The organism is Streptomyces sp. NPDC002926, from assembly GCF_053591755.1.
In genome coordinates, this window is the sequence record NZ_JBSFUK010000002.1 from 554294 (window position 1) to 575823 (window position 21530).

19 protein-coding genes and 1 pseudogene are annotated in these 21530 nt (G+C 70.6%); 10 read left to right on the forward strand and 10 right to left on the reverse strand.

What is annotated here, in order from left to right:
- Positions 1-26: 26 nt before the first annotated feature.
- From ACWDZ6_RS05855 to ACWDZ6_RS05875, 5 genes and pseudogenes are all read right to left on the reverse strand, one after another.
- Positions 27-2210, reverse strand: a complete 2184-nt coding sequence (locus ACWDZ6_RS05855) for a protein kinase domain-containing protein (protein WP_451501830.1) — start codon at positions 2208-2210, stop codon at positions 27-29.
- Positions 2211-2275: 65 nt separating this feature from the next.
- Positions 2276-3802: a substrate-binding domain-containing protein gene (locus ACWDZ6_RS05860; RefSeq protein ID WP_451501831.1), complete on the reverse strand. Its 1527-nt coding sequence runs from the start codon at positions 3800-3802 to the stop codon at positions 2276-2278.
- A gap of 385 nt (positions 3803-4187) precedes the next feature.
- Complete coding sequence (locus tag ACWDZ6_RS05865) at positions 4188-5561, reverse strand: cytochrome P450 (protein ID WP_451501832.1); 1374 nt, start codon at positions 5559-5561, stop codon at positions 4188-4190.
- Between the two features lie 20 nt (positions 5562-5581).
- Positions 5582-5818, reverse strand: coding sequence for a DUF397 domain-containing protein (locus tag ACWDZ6_RS05870; RefSeq protein WP_451501833.1), 237 nt, complete (start codon positions 5816-5818; stop codon positions 5582-5584).
- Positions 5815-6285, reverse strand: a pseudogene (locus ACWDZ6_RS05875) (DUF5753 domain-containing protein); the annotation flags it as partial. The gene ACWDZ6_RS05870 and the pseudogene ACWDZ6_RS05875, both read right to left, overlap by 4 nt.
- A 126-nt stretch (positions 6286-6411) precedes the next feature.
- On the opposite strand from ACWDZ6_RS05875, the gene ACWDZ6_RS05880 reads away from it, so the two are divergent.
- Positions 6412-7659 (forward strand): hypothetical protein, encoded by a 1248-nt coding sequence (locus ACWDZ6_RS05880; RefSeq protein WP_451501834.1) that lies wholly within the window; start codon positions 6412-6414, stop codon positions 7657-7659.
- Positions 7660-7736: 77 nt separating this feature from the next.
- Here ACWDZ6_RS05880 and ACWDZ6_RS05885 read toward each other — a convergent pair whose 3' ends face one another.
- Complete coding sequence (locus ACWDZ6_RS05885) at positions 7737-9404, reverse strand: serine/threonine-protein kinase (protein WP_451501835.1); 1668 nt, start codon at positions 9402-9404, stop codon at positions 7737-7739.
- Between the two features lie 169 nt (positions 9405-9573).
- Here ACWDZ6_RS05885 and ACWDZ6_RS05890 point away from each other — a divergent pair, with 169 nt between their 5' ends.
- Entirely contained in the window at positions 9574-9969 is a 396-nt protein-coding gene (locus tag ACWDZ6_RS05890; RefSeq protein WP_451501836.1) for a VOC family protein, read from the forward strand.
- Positions 9970-10029: 60 nt separating this feature from the next.
- Here the strand turns inward: ACWDZ6_RS05890 and ACWDZ6_RS05895 are convergent, their stop codons facing one another.
- A complete protein-coding gene (locus ACWDZ6_RS05895; protein WP_366733705.1) occupies positions 10030-10500 on the reverse strand; it encodes a MarR family winged helix-turn-helix transcriptional regulator in 471 nt (156 codons plus the stop codon).
- Positions 10497-11090, reverse strand: a complete 594-nt coding sequence (locus tag ACWDZ6_RS05900) for a DJ-1/PfpI family protein (protein WP_451501837.1) — start codon at positions 11088-11090, stop codon at positions 10497-10499. The genes ACWDZ6_RS05895 and ACWDZ6_RS05900 overlap by 4 nt, the downstream gene beginning before the upstream one ends.
- Positions 11091-11453: 363 nt before the next feature.
- Between ACWDZ6_RS05900 and ACWDZ6_RS05905 the strand changes: the two genes are divergently transcribed.
- Positions 11454-12809: an aspartate aminotransferase family protein gene (locus ACWDZ6_RS05905; protein WP_326651515.1), complete on the forward strand. Its 1356-nt coding sequence runs from the start codon at positions 11454-11456 to the stop codon at positions 12807-12809.
- A 36-nt stretch (positions 12810-12845) separates the two neighbouring features.
- On the opposite strand, the gene ACWDZ6_RS05910 is transcribed toward ACWDZ6_RS05905, so the two are convergent.
- Positions 12846-13304, reverse strand: a complete 459-nt coding sequence (locus ACWDZ6_RS05910) for a hypothetical protein (RefSeq protein ID WP_366733707.1) — start codon at positions 13302-13304, stop codon at positions 12846-12848.
- A 103-nt stretch (positions 13305-13407) separates the two neighbouring features.
- Here ACWDZ6_RS05910 and ACWDZ6_RS05915 point away from each other — a divergent pair, with 103 nt between their 5' ends.
- The 4 genes from ACWDZ6_RS05915 to ACWDZ6_RS05930 all read left to right on the forward strand — a co-directional run bounded on the left by ACWDZ6_RS05915 (position 13408) and on the right by ACWDZ6_RS05930 (position 18433).
- Entirely contained in the window at positions 13408-14088 is a 681-nt protein-coding gene (locus ACWDZ6_RS05915) for a GntR family transcriptional regulator (protein ID WP_366733708.1), read from the forward strand.
- Positions 14085-16571 (forward strand): dolichyl-phosphate beta-glucosyltransferase, encoded by a 2487-nt coding sequence (locus ACWDZ6_RS05920; protein ID WP_451501838.1) that lies wholly within the window; start codon positions 14085-14087, stop codon positions 16569-16571. Before ACWDZ6_RS05915 ends, ACWDZ6_RS05920 begins: the two co-directional genes overlap by 4 nt.
- Positions 16572-16673: 102 nt before the next feature.
- Entirely contained in the window at positions 16674-17324 is a 651-nt protein-coding gene (locus ACWDZ6_RS05925) for a hypothetical protein (RefSeq protein WP_326651519.1), read from the forward strand.
- 62 nt (positions 17325-17386) lie between these two features.
- Entirely contained in the window at positions 17387-18433 is a 1047-nt protein-coding gene (locus ACWDZ6_RS05930) for a class I SAM-dependent methyltransferase (protein ID WP_451501839.1), read from the forward strand.
- 138 nt (positions 18434-18571) lie between these two features.
- Here the strand turns inward: ACWDZ6_RS05930 and ACWDZ6_RS05935 are convergent, their stop codons facing one another.
- Entirely contained in the window at positions 18572-19309 is a 738-nt protein-coding gene (locus tag ACWDZ6_RS05935; RefSeq protein WP_451501840.1) for an SLATT domain-containing protein, read from the reverse strand.
- A 305-nt stretch (positions 19310-19614) separates the two neighbouring features.
- Between ACWDZ6_RS05935 and ACWDZ6_RS05940 the strand changes: the two genes are divergently transcribed.
- The 3 genes from ACWDZ6_RS05940 to ACWDZ6_RS05950 are packed head-to-tail and all read left to right on the forward strand — an operon-like array spanning position 19615 to position 21257.
- A complete protein-coding gene (locus tag ACWDZ6_RS05940) occupies positions 19615-19950 on the forward strand; it encodes a YbaB/EbfC family nucleoid-associated protein (protein WP_451501920.1) in 336 nt (111 codons plus the stop codon).
- Between the two features lie 55 nt (positions 19951-20005).
- Positions 20006-20605, forward strand: a complete 600-nt coding sequence (gene recR, locus ACWDZ6_RS05945) for a recombination mediator RecR (protein WP_366733712.1) — start codon at positions 20006-20008, stop codon at positions 20603-20605.
- Positions 20598-21257: a DUF5063 domain-containing protein gene (locus tag ACWDZ6_RS05950; RefSeq protein ID WP_351454996.1), complete on the forward strand. Its 660-nt coding sequence runs from the start codon at positions 20598-20600 to the stop codon at positions 21255-21257. Before recR ends, ACWDZ6_RS05950 begins: the two co-directional genes overlap by 8 nt.
- Positions 21258-21530: the final 273 nt, after the last annotated feature.

Consider the following 21530-nt stretch of genomic DNA (forward strand, 5'->3'; position numbering starts at 1 on the left):
GCTCTGCGTTCCTGCAGACTCGTTTCTTACGGACGCCGGTACTCGCGCGGCGAGTTGCCCGTGTCGAGGAAGGACCGGTTCAGCGTGCCGCCGCTCACCGTCAGGACCGACGATCCGGCCGCCGCGCAGTCGCCGCTCACCACCAGGGAAGGACCGATCACGACGCGGTCCCCCGCCGAGAACAGCTCGGACTTCGACAGACACGTGCCGCCGTCCTGTGTGGTGGTGAAGGTGACGACCCGGCTGCCCACGGCGCCCTGCGAGACGGTCAGCCGCTGCACACCGGCGGATCCGGTCAGTTGTCGCTCCCAGGAGCCCAGGAAGCCGTCCCGTATCCGGTCGGAGCCGGCCTTGTGCAGCGTTGCGCTCCTGCCACCGCTCGCGGTCCACGCGAGCGTGCCGTCGGAGCGCGCTGTCAGGGTCTGCTCGCCGATCGCCGAACACTTCCCGGCGGGCGTGCTGACGGTGACACCGGTGTCGATGCGGATCGAACCACCGCTTGCCGCAAGCAGTTTGCCGGTGCCCTTGCACAGATAGCTCTCGCCCACGCTGATGCTCGCGACGACAGCGTCGCCGACCTTGCCGGGTGAGAGGGTGATCCGGCGCTGCGAGCCGGTGTCCGCGCCGTCGCGGTCGACGCCGCCGATCCATGCCCCGGCATACGCGGCGGGCAGCGCGGCCGGTCCACCGGGTTTCCCCGGCTCTCCCGGCTTCTTGCCCGCCGGGTCCTCGGACGCGGGTTCCTTCGCGTCGTCGCTCGCGCCGCTTCCGGGCCCGGGCGACGACAGCCACTCCTTGTCCTTGCCCCGTCCGGCCGCGTCAGGCGCTCCGGTGGACGGTCCCCCGCCGCCTCCCGGCCGGCCGGCGACCGTGTCGCCGTCCCCGCGCAGCAGAGCGACGGCGGTGAAGGCCGAGCCCAGCAGTGCCGCCACGGCCACACCGGCGATCACCACTGTCCGCCGGGAGCGCTTCCGCGCCTCGGGGCCGGTACCGACGGTGTCGTGTGCGCCGGGGGCCGTGAGGTGGCCCTGTACCCAGGAGCCGTAGGGGGCGGCGGCCGAGGGGCTTCCGGGCACGACGCCAGGAGCTGCGGGCAAGGGGGCGGGGACGCCGGGGGCCTGGGGCCACGGGGGCGTGGCATCCGACCGCGGAGTGCCGGGGGCTCCGGGGGTGCGGGGGGTGCCGGGAGTGCCGGGGGCGCCAGGGACGCCCGGGATACCGGGAGTTCCAGAGGTTCCGGGCGTGCCGGGCGGCGGCGGGGTGCTGTACGCCGCCCGGCCGGCATCCGGCGACGGCGGGGTCGGCACGGCGCCCCTCGTCGGCGTATCGGCGTCCAGCAGCGACACCGCGTGCTGCCCGAGTTCGGCGATCAGCGCCGCGGGCAGCCAGGGTGCGGCCGGATCGGCAGGGCGGGCGCGCTCCACGATCTGCTCCGGCGTCGGCCGCCCTGCCGGGTCCTTGGCCAGACAGTCCGCGATCAGCTGCCGCAACTCCCCGTCCACGCCGTTCAGATCGGGCTCCGCGCTCACGATACGGAACATGATCGAGTGGATCCCGGTGTCGGAACGCCCGAACGGCAGCCGCCCGGTCGCCGCGTACGCCAGCACCGAGCCCAGCGAGAACACATCGCAGGCAGGACCGACCCGCTCGCCCTGGATCTGCTCGGGCGACATATAGCCCGGCGACCCCACCACCACGCCGGTCTGGGTCAGTTCCTCGGACGCGTACTCCAGCGCGCGGGCGATGCCGAAGTCGATGACCCGAGGACCGGCGATCGTGATCAGTACGTTGGACGGCTTCAGGTCCCGGTGGACGAGACCGGCCCTGTGCACGCTCCGCAGCGCACAGGCCAGACCGTACGCCAGCGTCCGCACCGACTCCTGGGGCAGCGGCCGCTCCCGCACGATGTGCAGCAACGAGGGACCGGCGATGTACCCGGTCGCCACCCACGGCTCCGCCGCCTCGGTGTCCGCGTCCAGCACGGGTGCGGTCCACTGCCCGCCGACCCGGCGCGCGGCGGCCACCTCCTGCCGGAACCGGCCGCGGAACTCCGGCTTCCCAGCGAGCTCGGCCTTGATCAGCTTGACCGCGACCGTACGGCCGCCCGCGGAACGGGCCAGGTAGACCCGGCCCATACCGCCCTCGCCGAGGCGGCCGAGCAGAGGGTATTCACCTATGGAGGGCGGATCCTGGGGCGCGAGTTGTTCCATGCGCCGAAGATTACGCAGTCGGCGTGGCGAGCCCGTGTTCGGTATTCACCCACCGGTGATGACGGTCAGTCCTCGCCGCAGATCCGCAGCCCCCTCGGCGTCGCGCACGGCAGATGTCCGTGTGTACGGATGACGTCCTGGCCGCTGCCCCGGCTCATATAGCCGAGGAAGCTGGAGGCGAGTGAGTCGGCGGGCGGCTGGCCGTAGGTGTACGCGTACTCGATCTCCCGGTACGGGTACGCGCTCTTGCCGATGTCGTCGACGGACGGGGCGTCGCCCGCGATGGCGAGGCGGTGCACACCCTTGAGCGGAGTCCCGGAGCGCAGTTCGCTGTAGCCGATGGCGCCCGGCAGCCGGGCGACGGTGGCCAGCACCTGTTCCGTGGAGTCGAGTTCGCAGCGTACGACCGGGGCCCCGGGGTCATCCTTCCGCTCGCAGTCGCGAGAGGAGTTGGCTGGCTCGTTCCGTTGCAGCACGCGGCGCTGGAACACCTCGCGGGTACCGGAGTTGGCGTCCCTGCTGACCAACAGGACGGGCAGGTCCGGGCCGTCGAGCTCCTTCCAGTTGTGGATCTCGCCCCGGTACACCTTCCGGACGTCGGCGATCGACAGATTCCGCACCGGCACCTTGTCGTTGGCGACGAGCGCGAAGACGGAGACGGCGACGCGGTCCTCGCGCAGCTGCGGATAGCCACCGGGCTTGGGCCCGTCGGCGAGCGCGATCAGTGGCGGCGAGCCCTTCCTGGCCCGCGCGCCCGCCTCGGCGAGCGCCCTTATCCCGGCGGTGCTGCCGTGCGCGTCGACGATGACGGTGGAGCCCTCGCAGTCCTTCTCGTACTTCTTTGCAAGCTCCTGTACGACGGGCGCGAAGGCGGTGGAACCGGTCAGCCTGAGGGTGCCTTTCGCGCATCCGATCGGCGGCCGGGTGTCGTCCCGTACGACGATGATCGCCGCGAGCGTGACGACGCAGACGGTGAGCAGCACGGTGATCCAGCGGGCGGCCCTGCTGAACAGGGGCGGCTTGTCGTCGGGTGTGACGCTGCGGTTGGTCATCACCTCGCCGTCGCGTATCCCGCCGCTGACCGTGATCCCACTGCCGACGCCGCCGCCGGTGAGCAGGACGAGCAGCTTGAAGTGCTGCCCGCGGTTGAGCGGGACGCGCGGCAGATAGATGGTGCCGCCGCTGTGCCGCATCCCGGCGGCGGGCGTGAAGTGGTCCATCAGATGCTCGGCACCGGGCGGCTGGGTGACGGCGATGGCGCGGATGGTCCGGTCGGTGAACTCGGCGGTCAGACCGTGGAGTTCGCGTCCGGTGTAGTCGTTGTCGGCGATGCTCTGCGAGCCGTCGTTCTCGATGCGCAGCAGTACGAGCGTGGCATCGGACATCTCGGGCGTCTCGTTGAACAGCCCGAGCCGGAAATTGGGCCGTCCGCTGCGGACGTTGGCGCCGATGGGGGTGTCGAGCTGGACGCGGTACCCGATGCGCTTGCGACGCGGGACGCGGCGCTCGTACCAGAGGACGGCTCCGGAGGCGAGGATGCCGAGCAGGGCGGTGGCCACGGCCACGACATTCTCGGCGCTGAGCCACTCCATGCGGTCTCTCCTCGCTCGTCTCCTCCGGGGGCGGCAAATGTAGGAGGCGCACGGGGGGCGGGCGACCGGCTTACGGGTCCTGACGCCGGATGTTCGCCCGCGAGTCACCCTGGGCTGAACTCTTCAGGGCGTCGGCGGCCGTCCGCCGCCCGGGCAACCGCGCCCCGACGCGGGCGCGGACGACCCGGAGAAGGCCGAGAACGTCCGGGGCAGCGCGTACACGCCGCACCTCGCGCGGTCTTCCGTCGAGTGGCCGTGCGGTCGGCCCGTGCTGACGCGAGCGCCTTCGCGGTAACCGTGGCACAGGCATCCGGACGATCGGATCGTCCAGTAGTACGCGGCGCGGGGCCCGGATCGCGTCCGGGCCCCGCGCCTTCGCGTCAGATCAGTGCGCGCCGCCCATGCGGCGCAGCACGCACCGCGCAGGGCCCGTCGCGCGCAGGGTGATCCCGGTATCCACCGGGACATCGACGTCGATGGCGTCCAGCTCGAACTCCCGCAGGATCATCGCCAGCGCCAGCACCGACTCCAGCATCGAGAAGTGCTGACCGAAGCATGCCCGCGGCCCGCCGCCGAACGGGAACCACGCATACCGCGGCCGCCCGTTCTCCCGCTCCGGCGTGAACCGTTCCGGGTCGAAGCGCTCCGGATCGTCCCAGTACCGGGGATGCCGGTGCGTCACCCACGGCGCGACGATCACATCCGCGCCGGCCGGGATCGTGTGCCCCCCGATCTCCGTCGCCGCGACCGCCCGGCGGCCGATGACAGGACCCGGCGGGTAGAGGCGCAGCGCCTCCTTCAGCACCTGTGTCAGATACGGGAGTGCCTCGAGATCCGCGGCCACCGGGGTCCGTCCGTTCAGTACGCGTACCACCTCCTCCCGCGCCCGCGCCTGCTGCTCGGGGTGGCGGGCCAGCAGGTGCAGCGCGAACGCGAGCGACGTGGCCGTTGTGTCATGCCCCGCGAGCAGGAACACCAGCACCTGGTCGCGGATCTCGGACGCGTCGAGGGTCCCGTCCTCCGCGCTCTCGGCCTGGGAGAGGAGCGTCAGCAGGTCCTCGCCCTGTGCCGCCTTCCCCTCCGCGCGCCGCTTCTCGATGATCCCGTCGCACACCGCGTACAGGTCGTCCATCGTGGCGGCGGCCCGCCGGTTGGCCGGAGTCGGCCAGCTGCGCGGGAAGTTGGCGGGGGAGTAGCCGCGGGCGAGCGTGTACTCGCCGATGATCGGGAAGCATCGCTCCACGACGTCGACCGCCGCCTCGACGTCCGTGCCGAACAGAATGCGGGCGACCGCCCGCAGTGTGAGCCGGGTCGTCTCGGCGACGACGTCCACCGTGGCGTCGGGGGCGCTGCGCCAGGCGGAGAGCAGAGCGGAGGTTTCGGCGGTCACGGCGTCGGCGTAGCCGTCGACCCGTCGGCGGGTGAACAGCGGCTGCACGAGCCGCCGCTGCCGGAGGTAGTCGTCGTCCTGGCTGGTCAGCAGGCCGTTGCCGAACGACTCTCGGACTTCCTGGTAAAAGGCGTTGTCCTTGCGGAAGTTGGCCGATTCCGTCGCCAGCACCTGCTGGGCGCCCTCCGCGGAGAACACCGCGTACAGCTCGATTCGCAGCCCGGGCGGGCCCGCGGTGAACCTGACGACGTCTCCGTGCTCGCGCTGTGCGGTGAGGTAGGTGCCGAGCGAGTCGCGCTTGAGCTCGAACATCGAGCCAAGTAATGGCAGACCCGCCGGACCCGGTACTGCTGTGCCCGTTTTCGTCATGGCTTCTCCTACGTACGGGTTCAGCTTGCCCAGTCGAGGAAATTCGTCCAGGTGGTGCGAGCGACGGCGAAGGTGGGGCCGTCGGCCCGCTTGGAGTCGCGGATGTGGATGGTGTGGGGGCAGGCGGCGACCTCGACGCAGTCGCCGGTTCCGTCGCTGCTGTACGAGGACTTGCGCCAGTCGAAGGCCACTTCGACGCAGCTGCCACCACCGCTGTCGCTGTAGCTGGACTTGAACCAGCGCAGGCTGTTGCTCATCTCTGCTCTCCTGCCAACCGCTCGATGAGGCCCAGCGATTCACGGGGATCCAGGGCCTGTGCCCGGATCCTCGCATACCGCTGGGTCAACGTACTCACCTTTCCCGGCTCCTTGATCAGCAGGCTCTCGCCCTGGATTTCCAGGAAGACCAAGCGGACATGCTCCGGGCTCTCCACCAGCTCCATCCCACCGCGGTCGCCTGCGTATTCTCCGCCGAGCCCAGCGTTCAGCGGCAACACCTGAAGCGTCACGTTACGCCGCCGCGCGCACTCCGCAAGGTGCCGAATCTGGCCCCGCATGACCTCCTCGCTGCCAATCGTCCTGCGCAGCACCGACTCCTCCAGAATCAGCTCGATCAACGCCACCGGCTCCCGCTCGAACAGCGCCCTGCGCGACATCCGCGCCTCGACCGCCCACTGGGTGCCGGGCGGTTCGTGCACCCTCTTCTGCTCTGCAACGCCGCGTCCGTGCTGCTCGGTTGACCCCATCGGCGTCCGGGACGTGTCCCGGACGCGCGGAACCGGGACAGGCCGCCGCCACCATCTCTAGCGTCCATTCGCATGGACACAACACGGAGGACAATTCTTCGGGGCATGGCCGCGGCCCCACTCGTGGCGACGGCCGGCGGGCTTCTGGTACCCGCGGCGGCGCACGCCGCCGCCGCGGCCGAATTGCCCGGAGTCAGGCTCTGGATACGCACGGGAAAGGACCCGGAGGGTGGCGGCGCTTCCTACCCCGACGCCATCAAGGGGCTGCTCGATGTGGAAAGGCTTCCCCATGCCCCTGTCAGCCAGGTAATGGCGGATCTCAACAGGGCGGGCACATACCGGCGAAGGCCGGACTGGCCACGGCGGAATTCACCCGACGTGGCGCGCACGTTCACCTGGCGGCGTGACGACTTCACCACCCGGGACTGGCGGCCCCAGGGCATCACCACCGATTACGACGGCCACGGAACCGGCGGAAACGTGGTGCTGGTCTCCTGGTACACGATGAAGAGGGCCGCTCATCAGGCCGCGCGCATCAGCTTTGTGGATGTGAGCGGCACGTCCCGTCCGATGTACCGGCATGTGCTGCTGGTCGAGCCGTACCGGACCGATCGCGGACGGTACAGCTTCCGGCCCGTGGCAAAGCATGTCGGGGGAATCGCCTGGTACAAGGACCGGCTGTACGTCGTGGACACCAAGTACGGTCTCCGGGTGTTCAACCTGGACCAGATGTTCCAGGTGTCGACCGGCGGCCCTGCGATGAGCCACTGCGGGCTCCACAGCGACAATCGCTACTACGGCTACGGCTGCAAGTACGTCCTGCCGCAGAGCCGCGGGTACGACGACATCGAGGCCGAGATCGACAGGATGCGCTATTCCCAGGTGTCCGTCGACCGTACGACCCGGCCGTACCACACGCTGCTGGTGAGCGAGTTCGTCGACAAGGGCTCGGCATCGGCGCAGGCGCGGGCGGTGCGGTTCGAGGTCGAGCGCGACCACGGGGCGCTGCGGCATGTCGATCCCGCGACACAGTCGGTGCTCTCGCAGAAGACGTACCGGATCACCAATGGGAAGCAGATCCAGGGCGCGGTCAGCGTGAACGAGAGGTTCTACGTCTCCCGCAGCGACGGTCCGTCCGAGTACGGCTACCTGCGGACGGGCCGGGCGGCCGCCACCGATCTGACCGTGCGGACGAGCGGGAGGGTGGTGCGGGGGCCGGAGGATCTGTCCTACGCGCGGACCGGCGGGCAAGGACTCCTGTGGTCGCTCGGCGAGTATGCGGTCGACGACCAGGACCCGCGCGAGCCGCGGGCCCGGTACAACAGCCGCTACGTGTACGCCATCAGAATCTGAACCGCATGGTCAGTGGCGGCCACTACCGTCCCCGGCACGGAGGAACGGTTCGGGCGGTGCTCCGGCCGTGCCCCTGATCAGCTCGTCTTCGTGTACGTGAGCGGCGCACCGCCCGAGCCCACCAGCTCGCGCACGATCGTCGCTCTGTCGGGCATGTCCAGGCGGCTCCACTGACCCGGTGAGCACTGCTTCGGATCGCCGAAGGTGACCTGGGTCGGGCCGAGTTCGAGGGGTGGGCCCGGGGCGCGGAGGGTGGCCGACCAGCGGCAATCGTAGTTCGGACCCGTGCCCGACAGCGTCATGACCTGGGTGCCGGCCGTGCCCTGGGTGATCGTCATGGTGCGGACGTTGGTGCCGTCGGCGGTGTCGAAGGATGCCTGCCAGGTGCCGACGTACTCCTGCGGGACGCCGCCGGCCGCCGTGCCGGGATCGGTCGGGGGCGTGGTGGCGGGGGCCGCCGGCGATGAGGTCTGCGGCGAGGGGGCCTTCGAGGCCGGCGACTTGGAGTCGGTGGACGCGGGCCCCTTGCCGTCGTCGCCCATGAACGCGTACACGGAGCCGCCGGCCCCGACCGCTACGACCAGGGCCACCGCGACGAGGGCGATGGTGCCGCCCTTCCTCCGTGGCGCGGGTCCGTACGGGAGGGTGTTGGGGGCGTACGGAGCCGGTGCGGGGGCGTTGGGAACCGGTGACGGGCCGCTGTACGGGTAGCCGTATCCGTACGCGGGGGGCGGGGCCGGCGGGGGCGTGGGCTGCGGCATGGGGGGCTTCGGGGCGGCGACCGCGGTCATCGTCGGCGGCTGTTCCGGGGCCGGGGCCCCGGCCGGTGCGGGAGCCGGGGCCGCCGGCTGCTCCACCTCCAGCAACTGCACCGCATGGCGGCCCAGTTGGGCGATCAGCGAGCCGGGCAGCCAGGGCTCGCCGTCCACGTCGGAGGTCGTACGCTCCAGGATCCGCGCGAGCGTCGGACGGGTCCCGGGGTCCTTGTTGAGGCAGTCGCGTACGAGCTCCAGCAGAGATTCCGGAAGGCCGGCCAGGTCCGGCTCCTCCTGTGCGATACGGAACATCAGCGCGTGCACACCACTGTCGGCCGAGCCGAACGGGAGGCGGCCCGTCGCCGCGTAGGCGAGGACGGAGCCGAGGCAGAAGATGTCGCAGGCGGTGGTGACACGGTCGCCGCGTACCTGCTCGGGAGCCATGAAACCGGGCGAACCGACGAGCGCGCCGGTTCGGGTGAGACCGCCGTCGGTGACCGTTTCCAGGGCACGGGCTATGCCGAAGTCGATGACCCGGGGGCCGTCGATCGTGATCAGGATGTTGGACGGCTTGAGGTCGCGGTGGATGAGGCCGGCGCCGTGGATGTTCTCGAGCGCGTGCGCGAGGCCGGTGGCGAGGATACGGACGGAACGCTCCGGGAGAGGGCCGTGACCGCCGGAGACGACGGTGTGGAGCGCGGGTCCCGCGATGTAGCCGGTGGCGACCCACGGGACGGGGGCCTCGGTGTCGGCATCGAGTACGGGTGCGGTCCACTCGCCGCCGACGCGCAGGGCCGCGCGCACTTCCTGGCGGAATCGGTTGCGGAACTCCTCCTGCACGGCGAGTTCCTGGCGTACGAGCTTGACGGCGACGGTGCGGCCGCGGTCGTTGCGCGCGAGGTAGACCTGGCCCATGCCGCCGGCGCCGAGCCGGGCCAGCAGACGGTACTCGCCGATGTGCCGTGGATCTGCCGGTGCCAGTGGCTCCATCGCCGCGCGCCCTTCCCCCGTGCCGGACCTGCTTCGTGCCGGACGTGCTTCCGTTTCCGACAGACCGAGAATAGTGCGCGTCGAGGTGACCCTTATAGGTCAGGATCCGACCTCATTGGCCCATACCGTCGGACTCACGAACGCAACCCCCGTACGCGAGGAGACTGTCATGGCCGTCAAGCCGGTTCCCGAGGGCTGCACCAGCGTCACACCCTGGATCATTTCGCAGGACACGGCGGGTGTCATCGACTACCTGAAGGCTGCTTTCGGCGCGGTGGAGTTGGGCCGGATGACCGGCGAGGACGGTCGGATCGGGCATGCGGAGATACGGATCGGCGACGCGCTGGTGATGCTGTTCGACGCGGGGGGCGCCGACTGGCCGCCGACACCGGCGTTCCTGCGGCTGTACGTCGAGGACGCGGACGCCGTGCACCGGCGGGCGGTTGAATGCGGCGGCGAATCGGTGACCGAGGTGACGCACCTCTCTTCTTCGGGGACCGGGTCGGACGGGTGCGGGACCCGTTCGGGAACCTGTGGTGGATCCAGACGCACGTCGAGGATGTGAGCGAGGCGGAGATGGGGCGGCGCCTGGCGGATCCGGTGTTCACCGAGGCGCTGGACTACGTCAGGAACGCGGACTTCTTTCCTGGGACGCGGGACTGAGGCTGTCGAGGGCTTCGGAGAGCCGGTCGAGCACCCGCGCCGTTTCGGCGAACTGCTCGGGGCCGAGGGCCTCGGCGAGGCGGGCCGCCAGTTCCGCGTGACCGGGGCCGATCTTCGCGATCGCGGCGCGGCCCTCGTCGGTGGGGCGGAGCAGTTTGGCGCGCCGGTGGGCGGGGTTGGGCTCGTACGCGGCGAGGCCACGCTCGACGAGCAGATCGGCGATGCGCTGCACGCTCTGACGGGTGATGCCCATGTCGCGGGCGATCCCGGCGACGGGCAGCGGATCGCGCAGTACGGCTCCAAGGACCTGCCACCAGGCGGCGGTCAGCCCGGCCGGCTTCGCCAACTCCTCCGAGACGCCGAGGAATTGGCCGTTCAGCCGGAAGACGCCGAGCGCCGTCCGGCTGAGCAGGTCCTGCTGTTCGCGGCTCATGAGTGAAGGACCCCGAATGCGGAGGCGTCCGAGTCGTGGAACAGCCGGTACCAGGCGTCCAGCTTCTCGCCCTCGTACACGCCGAGCCGTGCGAACACCTCGCGGGCGAATGCGACGGGCTCGGTCGGCCCTGCGGTGATCAGATCGCCGTCGGTGACGGCGTCGGTGTCGCGGTAGTGCTCGCCGCCCTTGTATCCGGTGGCCTCGAGGTAGAAGGAGGCGGCACTTGTGTGCTCGCGATCGTCGAGCAGCCCTTCACGGGCGAGCCCGGCGGTGGCACCGCAGATGCCGGCGACGGGCACGGAGGCCTCGAGAAACGCGCGGGCCCTGGCGGCGAAGGGGGCGAGATCGTCACCGGTGTCCCAGAGCCGCGCGCCGGTGAGGATGAGCAGGGCGCTGTCCTCGGGCCGGAGGTCGGCGAGAGCGAGATCGGGCTGGATACGGACGCCGCCCATGGTGGTGACGGTGTCGGTGGTGGGCCCGACGGTCTGCACGGTGAAGCCGTTCTGGGTGAGATGGGCGGTCGTGTGGCCCGTCTCCCAGTCGGCGAAGGTGTCGTACACGGCGAGATGAACGGTGCGGGTGTTCATGGTGTCCTCCTGAGCCCGATGACCGATGACAGTAGGCTGTCATGTCGACAGTCTGCTGTCAATGATCGGGGTGTGTTTCAAGCCCGTCCGACGATTGGCGCGTATCAAGCCCGTCCGGCGTTCGAAGACATGCGGCCGAAGGCCGCATACGGGAGCTGGGGGCTTGCCCCCGGTTCGGTAAGGGGCGGGCAGGGGAACAGGCGCGCCACAGGCGCACTCCCGCACCCAATCTGTGCCAGCACCACGGGACCGGTCCGTGACCAGGCGCTTCGTCCCGGGGGCGACACACTGCCCAGGAACCCGGCCCAGGCCATACACCGTGGCCATGTCCCCCCTCACCCGAGCGTCTCTACCCTTGGCCGCATGACCCCTCATCCCGACCCTCAGGCCGGCGCGGCCGTCAAGGCCGCAGACCGCGCGCATGTGTTCCACTCCTGGTCCGCCCAGGGCCTGATCGACCCGCTCGCCGTCGCCGGTGCCGAGGGCTCGTACTTCTGGGACTACGACGGGAACCGCTACCTCGACTTCACCAGCGGCCTCGTCTACACCAACATCGGGTACCAGCACCCCAAGGTCGTCGCCGCGATCCAGGAGCAGGCCGGCAAGCTCACCACCTTCGCTCCCGCGTTCGCCGTCGAGGCCCGCTCCGAGGCCGCACGCCTCATAGCCGAGCGGACCCCCGGCGACCTCGACAAGATCTTCTTCACCAACGGCGGCGCCGAGGCCGTCGAGAACGCGATCCGGATGGCCCGGCTGCACACAGGCCGTCCGAAGGTCCTGAGCACCTACCGCTCGTACCACGGCGGCACCGCGACCGCGGTCAACGTCACCGGTGACCCGCGCCGCTGGGCGTCCGACAACGGGACGTCGGGCGTCGTCCACTTCTGGGGGCCGTTCCTCTACCGGTCGCCGTTCTACGCGGAGACCGAGGAGCAGGAGTGCGCCCGCGCGCTCCAGCACCTTCAGGACACGATCGCCTTCGAGGGTCCGGCGACGATCGCCGCGATCATCCTGGAGACGATCCCCGGAACCGCCGGGATCATGACCCCGCCGCCCGGCTACCTCGCGGGCGTGCGCGAGATCTGCGACCGGTACGGCATCGTCTTCATCCTCGACGAGGTCATGGCGGGCTTCGGCCGCACCGGTGAGTGGTTCGCCGCCGACCACTTCGACGTCGTGCCCGACCTGCTGACCTTCGCGAAGGGCGTCAACTCCGGGTACGTACCGCTCGGCGGCGTCGCGATCTCCGGTGCGATCGCGGAGACCTTCGAGACCCGTCCGTACCCCGGCGGGCTCACGTACTCCGGCCACCCGCTGGCCTGCGCCGCCGCGATCGCCACGATCGGGGTGATGGAGGAGGAGAAGGTCGTCGAGCACGCGGCCCGCATCGGAGAGACGGTCCTCGGCCCGGGACTCCGGGAGCTCGCCGAGCGCCACCCGAGCGTGGGCGAGGTGCGCGGCACGGGCGTGTTCTGGGCGCTGGACCTGGTCAAGGACAGGGAGACGCGCGAGCCGCTGGTGCCGTACAACGCCACGGGCGCGGCGAACGCGCCGATGGCCGCCTTCGCCGCCGCGTGCAAGAAGAACGGCCTGTGGCCCTTCGTGAACATGAACCGGACGCACGCGGTCCCGCCGTGCAACGTCACCGAGGCGGACGCGAAGGAGGGCCTGGCGGCGCTGGACGCCGCCCTGTCGGTCGCCGACGAGCACGTCGCGTAGGCCGGGCCCCGGTCCGGAGCCGCGCCACCCTCCGCCTCAACCGCCGGCGGGGCCGTAATCCGGCCCCGCCGGCTCCACCTCCAGGAACCGGCGGCGCCGCGGCCCTCGGTACAGCAGCGCCTCCCACCCCATCCGGCCCAGTGCCGCCGCGCACGCGGTCAGCCTGCTCTCCTCCTCCTGGGGCGCCCCGCTGCCCGGCGGGCCCAGCCAGTCCACGCAGACCATGTGCGGGCGCTCCGAAGCGCGTACGCGGTAGCCCGTCGCCGTCCGCGTGCCGGAGGCATCGAGTGCGGAGGCGGGGACGCCCGCCGCCTCCAGGGCCAGGGCGACCGCACGCACCATCTGGTTGAGCTCCCAGGCCGCCGGTGCGGTGTCCGTCACGCGGCGGATCTGCAGCAGGCCCTGGAAAGCGACCTGTACCTCCGCCGTCCTTTCCCGCTCGGGCAGGGCGGACAGAAGCCCGTCGCCGGTGGCCACCTCGAAGACGTCAGCCACGCATACCTCCCCTTCTGGACACCGTCAGGACCGTACGCCCGCGCCCGGTGCATCCCGCCCTGGCCTATCGTGTCCGGGACCCCTGGTGAAGGAGAAGGCCACGATGCGCGGTACCGGCAGCAGTACCGCTGTCACCCGCAACACCCTGCGGCAGCAGATCGCGGACGCGCTGCGTGACGAGGTGCTCGCCGGGCGTTTGCGGCCCGGACAGGAATTCACTGTCAAGCAGATCGCCGAGCAGTACGGCGTTTCCGCGACCCCCGTCAGGGAAGCCCTCGTCGACCTCTCCGCCCAGGGACTGCTCGACTCCGACCAGCACCGGGGCTTCAAAGTGCACCGGTTCTCGGTCGACGACTACCGCGGCATGGTCGAGGCGCGTTCGCTGATCGTGGACGGCATCTTCCGCCGTGTCGACCTGCGCGGCTCGACCGGAGTGCACGGCCAGGCGCTGGAGTCCGTACGCCGCCGGGCCGAGGAGGCCGCCCGCGCGGCGCGCATCGGGGACCTGAACATCCTCATCGGATATGACCTGCGCTTCTGGCACGAGCTCAGCTCGGTCGTCGCCAACCGCTACATATCCGACTTCCTGCACCGGCTGCGGGTCCAGGCCTGGGTGTTCGCCGTCCCGTATCTGCGGAGCGACACGGAGCTGCGGGACTGGCTGTGGAGCGGGCACGAGGACCTGGTGGACGCCGTCACCTCCGGCGAGGCCGAGCCCGTGCGCGCCGTCATCCGCGCGTACAACGACCATGCGCTCGCGTGGGCGGATCGGCTGGAACGGTGAGCGCGGACGTGGGCGTTGATCTGAGAGCGAGGGCGAACGCCGGTGCCGGCGTGGACCTGAGCGTCGTCGTTCCGGCGTACAACGAGGAGGGCCGGCTGCGGCCCACCCTGGACGCGATCTGCGCGCATCTGCGCGCGGAACCGGGCCGCTGGGGCGACTGGGAGCTGATCGTCGTCGACGACGGCTCCAGCGACGCCACCGCGAAGATCGCCCAGGAGGCCGCGGCCGAGGAGCCGCGCATCCACCTGGTCTCCAGCAACGGCAACCGCGGCAAGGGCAGCGCACTGCGCCTCGGGGTGCTCGCCTCGTACGGCCGGCGCGTCCTGATCACCGACGCGGACCTCGCGACCCCCATCGAGGAGCTGGACCGGCTCGACAAGCAGCTCGCCGCGGAGGACAGCGCGGCGGCGATCGGTTCGCGCGCGCACCCCGACTCCCAGATCGAGGTGCACCAGCGACGGATGCGCGAATGGCTCGGCCGGATGGGCAACCGGCTCATACGTGCCGTCGCCGTCTCCGGCATCCACGACACCCAGTGCGGCTTCAAGCTCTTCGACGGAGACAAGGCCCGGGCGGCCTTCGCCGATTCACGGCTCGACGGATGGGGCATCGACGTCGAGATTCTCCGGTTCTTCCGGCGCGCGGGCTGGCCGGTCACGGAGGTCCCGGTGCGCTGGTCGCACCAGGCGGGCTCCAAGGTCAGGCCACTGGACTACGGCAAGGTGCTGCTGGAGCTGCTGCGGCTGCGCGCGCGTGCCCTGCGGCGGGCGGACCTCGCCGTCACCGGATTCTTCCTCCTCGCCTCCGTACTGCTCTACAAGGGGCTGTGGACCGACCTCGACCGCGGCTACCTCGCCGACTCGGGGCAGGACCAGAACCAGTGGGAGTGGTTCTTCGCGGTCACCGCCGACAATGTCGCGCATCTGCGGAACCCGCTGTTCACGACGCTGCAGGGCTATCCCGACGGTGTGAACCTGATGGCGAACACCGTCATGCTCGGGCTCTCCGTCCCGCTCACGCCGGTGACTCTGCTGCTCGGGCCGACGGTCACCTGGGCGCTGGTGCTCACCCTCGGGCTCGCCGCGACCGCCGTCGCCTGGTACTGGCTGATCGCCCGGCGGCTGGTGAAGAACCGGTGGGCGGCCGCCGTCGGCGGTGGTTTCGCGGCCTTCGCGCCGCCGATGATCTCGCACGGCAACGCGCATCCCAACTTCCTTGTGCTCTTCATGATCCCGGTGATCATCGACCGGGCGCTGCGGCTGTGCGAGGGCCGCAATGTCGTACGCGACGGGGTGCTGCTCGGGCTGTTCGCGACGTACCAGATCTTCCTCGGCGAGGAGCCGCTGCTGCTCGCGTCGATCGGCATGCTGCTCTTCGCGCTCTCGTACGCGCTGCTGCGCCGCGATGTGGCACGGGCGGCCCTGCGGCCGCTGCTGCGCGGGCTCGGTATCGCGGCCGTGGTCTGTCTGCCGCTCGTCGCCGTCCCGCTGGGCTGGCAGTTCTTCGGCCCGCAGAGCTACAAGAGCGTGCTGCACGGCGACAACGCGGGAAACAGCCCGCTCGCCTTCCTGGAGTTCGCGGGCCGCTCGCTGCTGGGCTCCGACGAGGGCGCGGACCCGCTCGCGATGAACCGCACCGAGCAGAACGCCTTCTTCGGCTGGCCGCTGATCGCGCTGGCGGCGGCGATCGTGGTGCGGCTGTGGCGGCTCGCGGCGGTCAAGGCGCTGGCGTTCACCGCCCTCGCCGCGGCGTTCCTGTCGCTCGGACCCAGGTTCCGTATCCCGTACACGGACACCGTGCTCACGGGTCCGTGGCGGGCGCTCGCACATCAGCCGCTCTTCGAATCGGTCATCGAGTCGCGGGTCGCGATGATCTGCGCGCCGGTGCTCGGAGTGCTGCTCGCGCTGGCCGCGGACCGGCTGCTGGCCACGCGGGATCGCGTGAACCAGGTGGTGGGACTCGCGGCGGTGGCCGCGGCCCTGCTGCCGGTGCTGCCGACGCCGTATCCGGTGCGGGAGCGGTCCGAGATCCCGGCGTTCATCACGCAAGGGATGTACCGCGCCTACGTATCCGAGGGCGAGTCGGTGGTGACCGTGCCGCTGCCGACTCCCGGCAGCGCGGAGGCGCTGCACTGGCAGTCGGCCACCGGGCTCGGCTTCCCGGTCGCCGGCGGCTACTTCAACGGGCCGTGGGGACCGGACCGTATCGGTATCTACGGCGCGACGCCCCGACACACCTCCAACCTCCTCAACGACGTCCGCAACAACGGGCGCGTCCCGGTGATCGGCCGCAACTGGCAGGCGCAGGCGCGCGGCGATCTGGCGGCGTGGAAGGCGGGCGTGGTGGTGCTGGAGCCGCAGTACAACGACGGGGCGCTGTATGCGACCGTGGAGAAACTGCTCGGGCAGCCGGGGAAGCGGGTGGGCGGAGTGTGGGTATGGGATCTGCGGGACCCGAAGGATTCCGTTCGGACAGGCAGATGACCGGCCCCCTTCGCCGAATGTATCCGTGGCATTACGCTGTCCCGACCATCGCACGACCTCGCCCGACACCGTGCCCGATCCCATTGGAGAGCGAGCCTTCCCTTGGCCTGTGACCTGTGGTTGGTCCCCCTCGTCGATGTGCTGTGCCACAGCCCCGACAATCCCTTCGCCGAAGAGATCGCGTCCTACGACAAGGCCCTCACCGATGCCGGCCTGCCCACGGTCCCCGTATTCGCCTATATGCCGGGCCTCTCGGGCGATGTGGCGCCGGTCGCGGGCTTCGACTACGACGCGCTGCACTTCCTGCGCCGCGCGTATCTGCTGCAGCTGTGCGGTCTCGCGGTGACGCCGGTGGACGAACTGGGCGGTGACTACGAGCAATTGCTGGAGATGTTCGAGTCGACGGCCCAGCAGTCGCATCTGGTCTGGCACTACGACCATGCGGGCGCGTACGTCCCCGTGGACTTCGGCTCCCCGCTGTCCAATGACGAACTGCTGGCGGGCGGCGGCCCGCTGGGCTCCACGCAGGGTCTGCTGCGGGAACTGGAGTATGTCGCGCCGTCGATCGGCATCGACCCGGCGAACCCGCCGGACGCGCCGCAGCCGCCGGACCGCCCCACCTCGCTGGAGGAGCCGGCGGGCCCGATTCCGTACGACGAGAGTCCGTTCGCCCGGGAACGCCATGTGTGGCTGGGACTGCACGCGGCGGCCACGCGGAGCCTCGGCCAGGGCTCAATGATCATTTTCAGCTGACGCCATCCGTTGAACGCGCGGCCTTAAGCTCCGGGTCATCTCGGCCCGGTAGGACCGGGGGCATGTCACAGACGAGTACTCCGGCACAGTCCCCCGCGGTGGCGACCGCGGGGGAGCACGTGGACGAGACCGCGGACCGGCCTGCGGACCCGACCGCGGACCCGACCGTGAAGGGAACTGTGGAGGAACTTCCCAGGCCGAGGCGTTTCGCGGACGTCAAGGGCTGGTTCTGGCCCGCCGACCAGCTGCTCTTCGACTGGTTCCTGACCCATCAGCGGGACACGGATCCGCAGGGCCGTGGGGATCTGCTCGAGCTCGGCGCGTATCTGGGCAAGAGCGCGATCTTCGTGGGTGGGTATCTGCGGGACGGGGAGGAGTTCACGGTCTGCGACCTCTGGGACTCCCCGGCGCCGGACGACCCCAACAGCGCGGAGATGGGCCGGTCGTACTCGACGCTCACGCGCCGTGCCTTCGAGGCGAACTACCTGTCGTTCCACGACACGCTGCCCACGCTGGTGCAGGCGCCGACCTCGGTGATCACCTCCAGGGTCGGCCCCGGCAGCTGCCGCTTCGTACACGTCGACGCCTCGCATCTTTACGAGCATGTCCACGGCGACATCGAGGCGGCGCGGGAGCTGCTGCAGCCCGAGGGCATCGTGGCCTTCGACGACTTCCGCGCCGAGCACTGTCCGGGCGTCTCGGCGGCGGTGTGGGGCGCGGTGCCCACGACGGGCCTGAAGCCGATCTGCATCACGGGCACAAAGCTGTACGGCACATGGGGCGACCCCGCGCCGGTGCGGGAGGCGCTGCTGGCGTGGCTGGGTACGCGTGAGGACCTCTGGCACGGGGTGGAGGAGGTGGCGGGCCGCCCGCTGATCCGGATCAAGGGCACGAAGGCGAAGGTGCCTGCGCAGCCGCGGTCCCGCCATGAGCAGGAGCCGGATTCGGCGCCCGAGCCGGCCGCTGAGCCGCGCGTGGCCGCCTCCGCGCCGCTCGTGCCCGCGGCGGCCACACCTCCGCGCCCGCCCCGCTCCCGCATCCGCCGCCTGGTCAGGGACCTGCTCCCGCCGATCCTGACCCGGGCGATCGTGCGCCGACGGAAAGCCTGACTGCCCGAACCCGGCTGTCCGAACCCGACTGTCCGAACCCTGCATTCCGAAGACCGGCCCGGCCGCGACTCCGGCCCGCCCGGCGACGGAGGACACACCCGCACCGCAGGGGCCCCGCACCCGGGGCCCCACCCCACCTCAGCGCGGCGTCTCCGGCGGGCGCTGGCGCGGCATGTTCGGCCGCGTACCCGGCGGCAACGGCACCCGTCCCGGTGCCGGCCCCGTGTCCGGCCGTCCCGGGCCCGGACTCATCGACTGCATCACCAGCGGCGCGGGCCCGCCCGGACGGAACTCCGCCATCCAGTCGGCGGTCTCCGAACGCACCAGCTCCGTGACGTCCTCCGAGAACCTGCGCAGTACCCCGAGGCACCGCTCCGACGCCTCGCTCGCCGTGCCCTCCGTCGGGCCCAGCACCTCGCGTACGCACTCCGACGCCCATTCGAACTGCAGCGCCTGCAGTCTGCGCTGCACCCTCTGCGCCGTCGCGACATTCCTTATCCAGCCCGAAGTCAGCCCGAAATACCGGTCGCAGGCCAGGCACGCCGCACCCAGCAGCAGTGACAGATACCCCCAGCCCGAAGCGCCGTCCAGCGCGGCCGTCAGATCGAGCAGGAGGAGCGCCGTCCCGGCGATCACCCCCAGAGCCGTACCGATCCGCAGCACACGCGCCGTACGCCGCTTCCACACGCGGTCCGCCAGGTACCACTCCGCCGTGCGCAGCCCCGCCGCCTCGACCCATCTGTAGAGCTCGTCGAGGCGCTCCGCCGGCTCTCCCCAGTCGCCGAGCGGAAACGGCATTCCAGTCAGATCACCGCGCGGCGCTTCGCCACGCTCCTCCCGGGCCGGCCCCCCGGGCTGCATCTCCGGCTGGCTCACCCTTGCACTCCTCTACGACTGACAACAGACGCGACAACAGACGCGACGACTGACGTAACACTGCGTGACGTACGGTGCGCGCGCGCATCCTGATGTGTATGCCCTTCCTACCGCCGAATGGTGGGCCGTGGTCCGGAAAGCCCCGTATTTCCGCCCGCACGAGGGTCTCGATCGATAGGGGCGATCCGCCCCGCCGGCTCGAAGATCACTCGAAAGAGTTGGTCATTGCAGGGTGGGGCGGGCTGCCCGGTGACCACGTAGGCTCGGCTTACCGAACAATCGTCGTCGAAATGCCAGGAGTGACCGTGATTCCCGGTGGTGGCCAGCCCAATATGCAGCAGCTCCTCCAGCAGGCCCAGAAAATGCAGCAGGATCTCGCACAGGCGCAGGAAGAGCTGGCACAGACCGAGGTCGACGGTCAGGCGGGCGGCGGCCTGGTGAAGGCCACCGTCACCGGCTCCGGCGAGCTGCGCGGCCTCGTCATCGACCCCAAGGCCGTCGACCCCGAGGACACCGAGACCCTCGCCGACCTCGTCGTCGCCGCCGTCCAGGCCGCGAACGAGAACGCGCAGCAGCTGCAGCAGCAGAAACTCGGCCCGCTCGCCCAGGGGCTGGGCGGCATGCCGGGCCTGCCCTTCTAACAGCGCGGCCCAGCAACTACCGTAAGCGTCAAAGCAGTCCAGGAGAGGCGTTCCGTTGTACGAAGGCGTGGTTCAGGACCTCATCGACGAACTGGGCAGGCTGCCCGGCGTCGGTCCCAAGAGCGCGCAGCGGATCGCCTTCCACATCCTGCAGGCCGAGCCGACCGACGTCCGACGCCTCGCACACGCTCTCCTCGAGGTGAAGGACAAGGTCCGCTTCTGCTCGGTGTGCGGCAATGTCGCGCAGCAGGAGCAGTGCGGCATCTGCCGCGACCCGCGCCGCGACCAGTCGGTCATCTGCGTGGTGGAGGAGCCGAAGGATGTCGTCGCGGTCGAGCGGACCCGCGAGTTCCGGGGCCGCTACCACGTGCTCGGCGGGGCCATCAGCCCCATTGAGGGCGTGGGCCCCGACGACCTGCGGATTCGCGAGTTGCTTGCCCGTCTCGCCGACGGAACGATCACCGAACTGATCCTGGCCACGGACCCCAATCTGGAGGGCGAGGCCACCGCCACCTACCTGGCACGCATGGTCAAGCCGATGGGACTGAGGGTCACGCGGCTGGCCAGCGGTCTCCCTGTGGGGGGAGACTTGGAATACGCCGACGAGGTCACGCTCGGGCGTGCCTTCGAGGGGAGACGACTTCTCGATGTCTGACGCCACACTGCACGCCACTAGCCAGGACCCGGACTCCTTCGCGGTCCAGATCGCCGACTCGATCGAATCCTTCATCGTCGCGACCACGGAAGTCGCGAAGGGTGACGAGCCCGACAGCGCGGTGCCGTTCATGCTGCTGGAGATCTCGCAACTCCTGCTGACAGGCGGCCGGCTGGGCGCACACGAGGACATCGTCCCGGACGAGCGGTACGAACCGGACACCGGCCCGGACCTGGACGTCACCGACCTGCGCGAGCGGTTCGCGGTGCTGCTGGACCCGGTGGACATCTTCTCCGAGGTCTTCGACCCGTACGAGCCGCGCAAGGCCCCGGTCGCCTGCCGGATCTCCGACAACCTCGCGGACATCGTCACCGACCTGCGCCACGGCCTGGCCCACTACCGCGCGGGCCGGGTCAGCGAGGCGCTGTGGTGGTGGCAGTTCTCGTACTTCTCCAACTGGGGCCCGACCGCGTCCGCGACGCTGCGCGCCCTGCAGTCGCTGGTCGCCCATGTCCGCCTCGACCAGCCGCTGGACGAGCTGGACGGCCTGGACACGGACGAGGACCTGGCCGAGGAGGCACTGGCCGAGGAGGCCGGCAAGGTCATGGCGGAGGAGCTGGCGGGCCCGCTGGGCCTGCGCACGGTCACCTGATCGCAGAGCAGCCAAAACGCTCGCAAGGACGGGAGTTGGCGTCGCCGCCGCCGGGCCGGACCCTGCGGTGACATCGGCAGCGTCACGACAGGCGGGACGTGCGTACGTATCCGATCGGCATGTGACGCGTTCGCGGTCGGCATGTGAGCCGCCCCACACTCCGCGTACTGTGCCTGAGCCCGGGCAGGAGTCGGTCCGAGCGGCCGTGGCCTCCGCCCCATGATCACGGAGTGAGCGGGACATCTCACGATGTGATACCACCGGGGCGGAGGG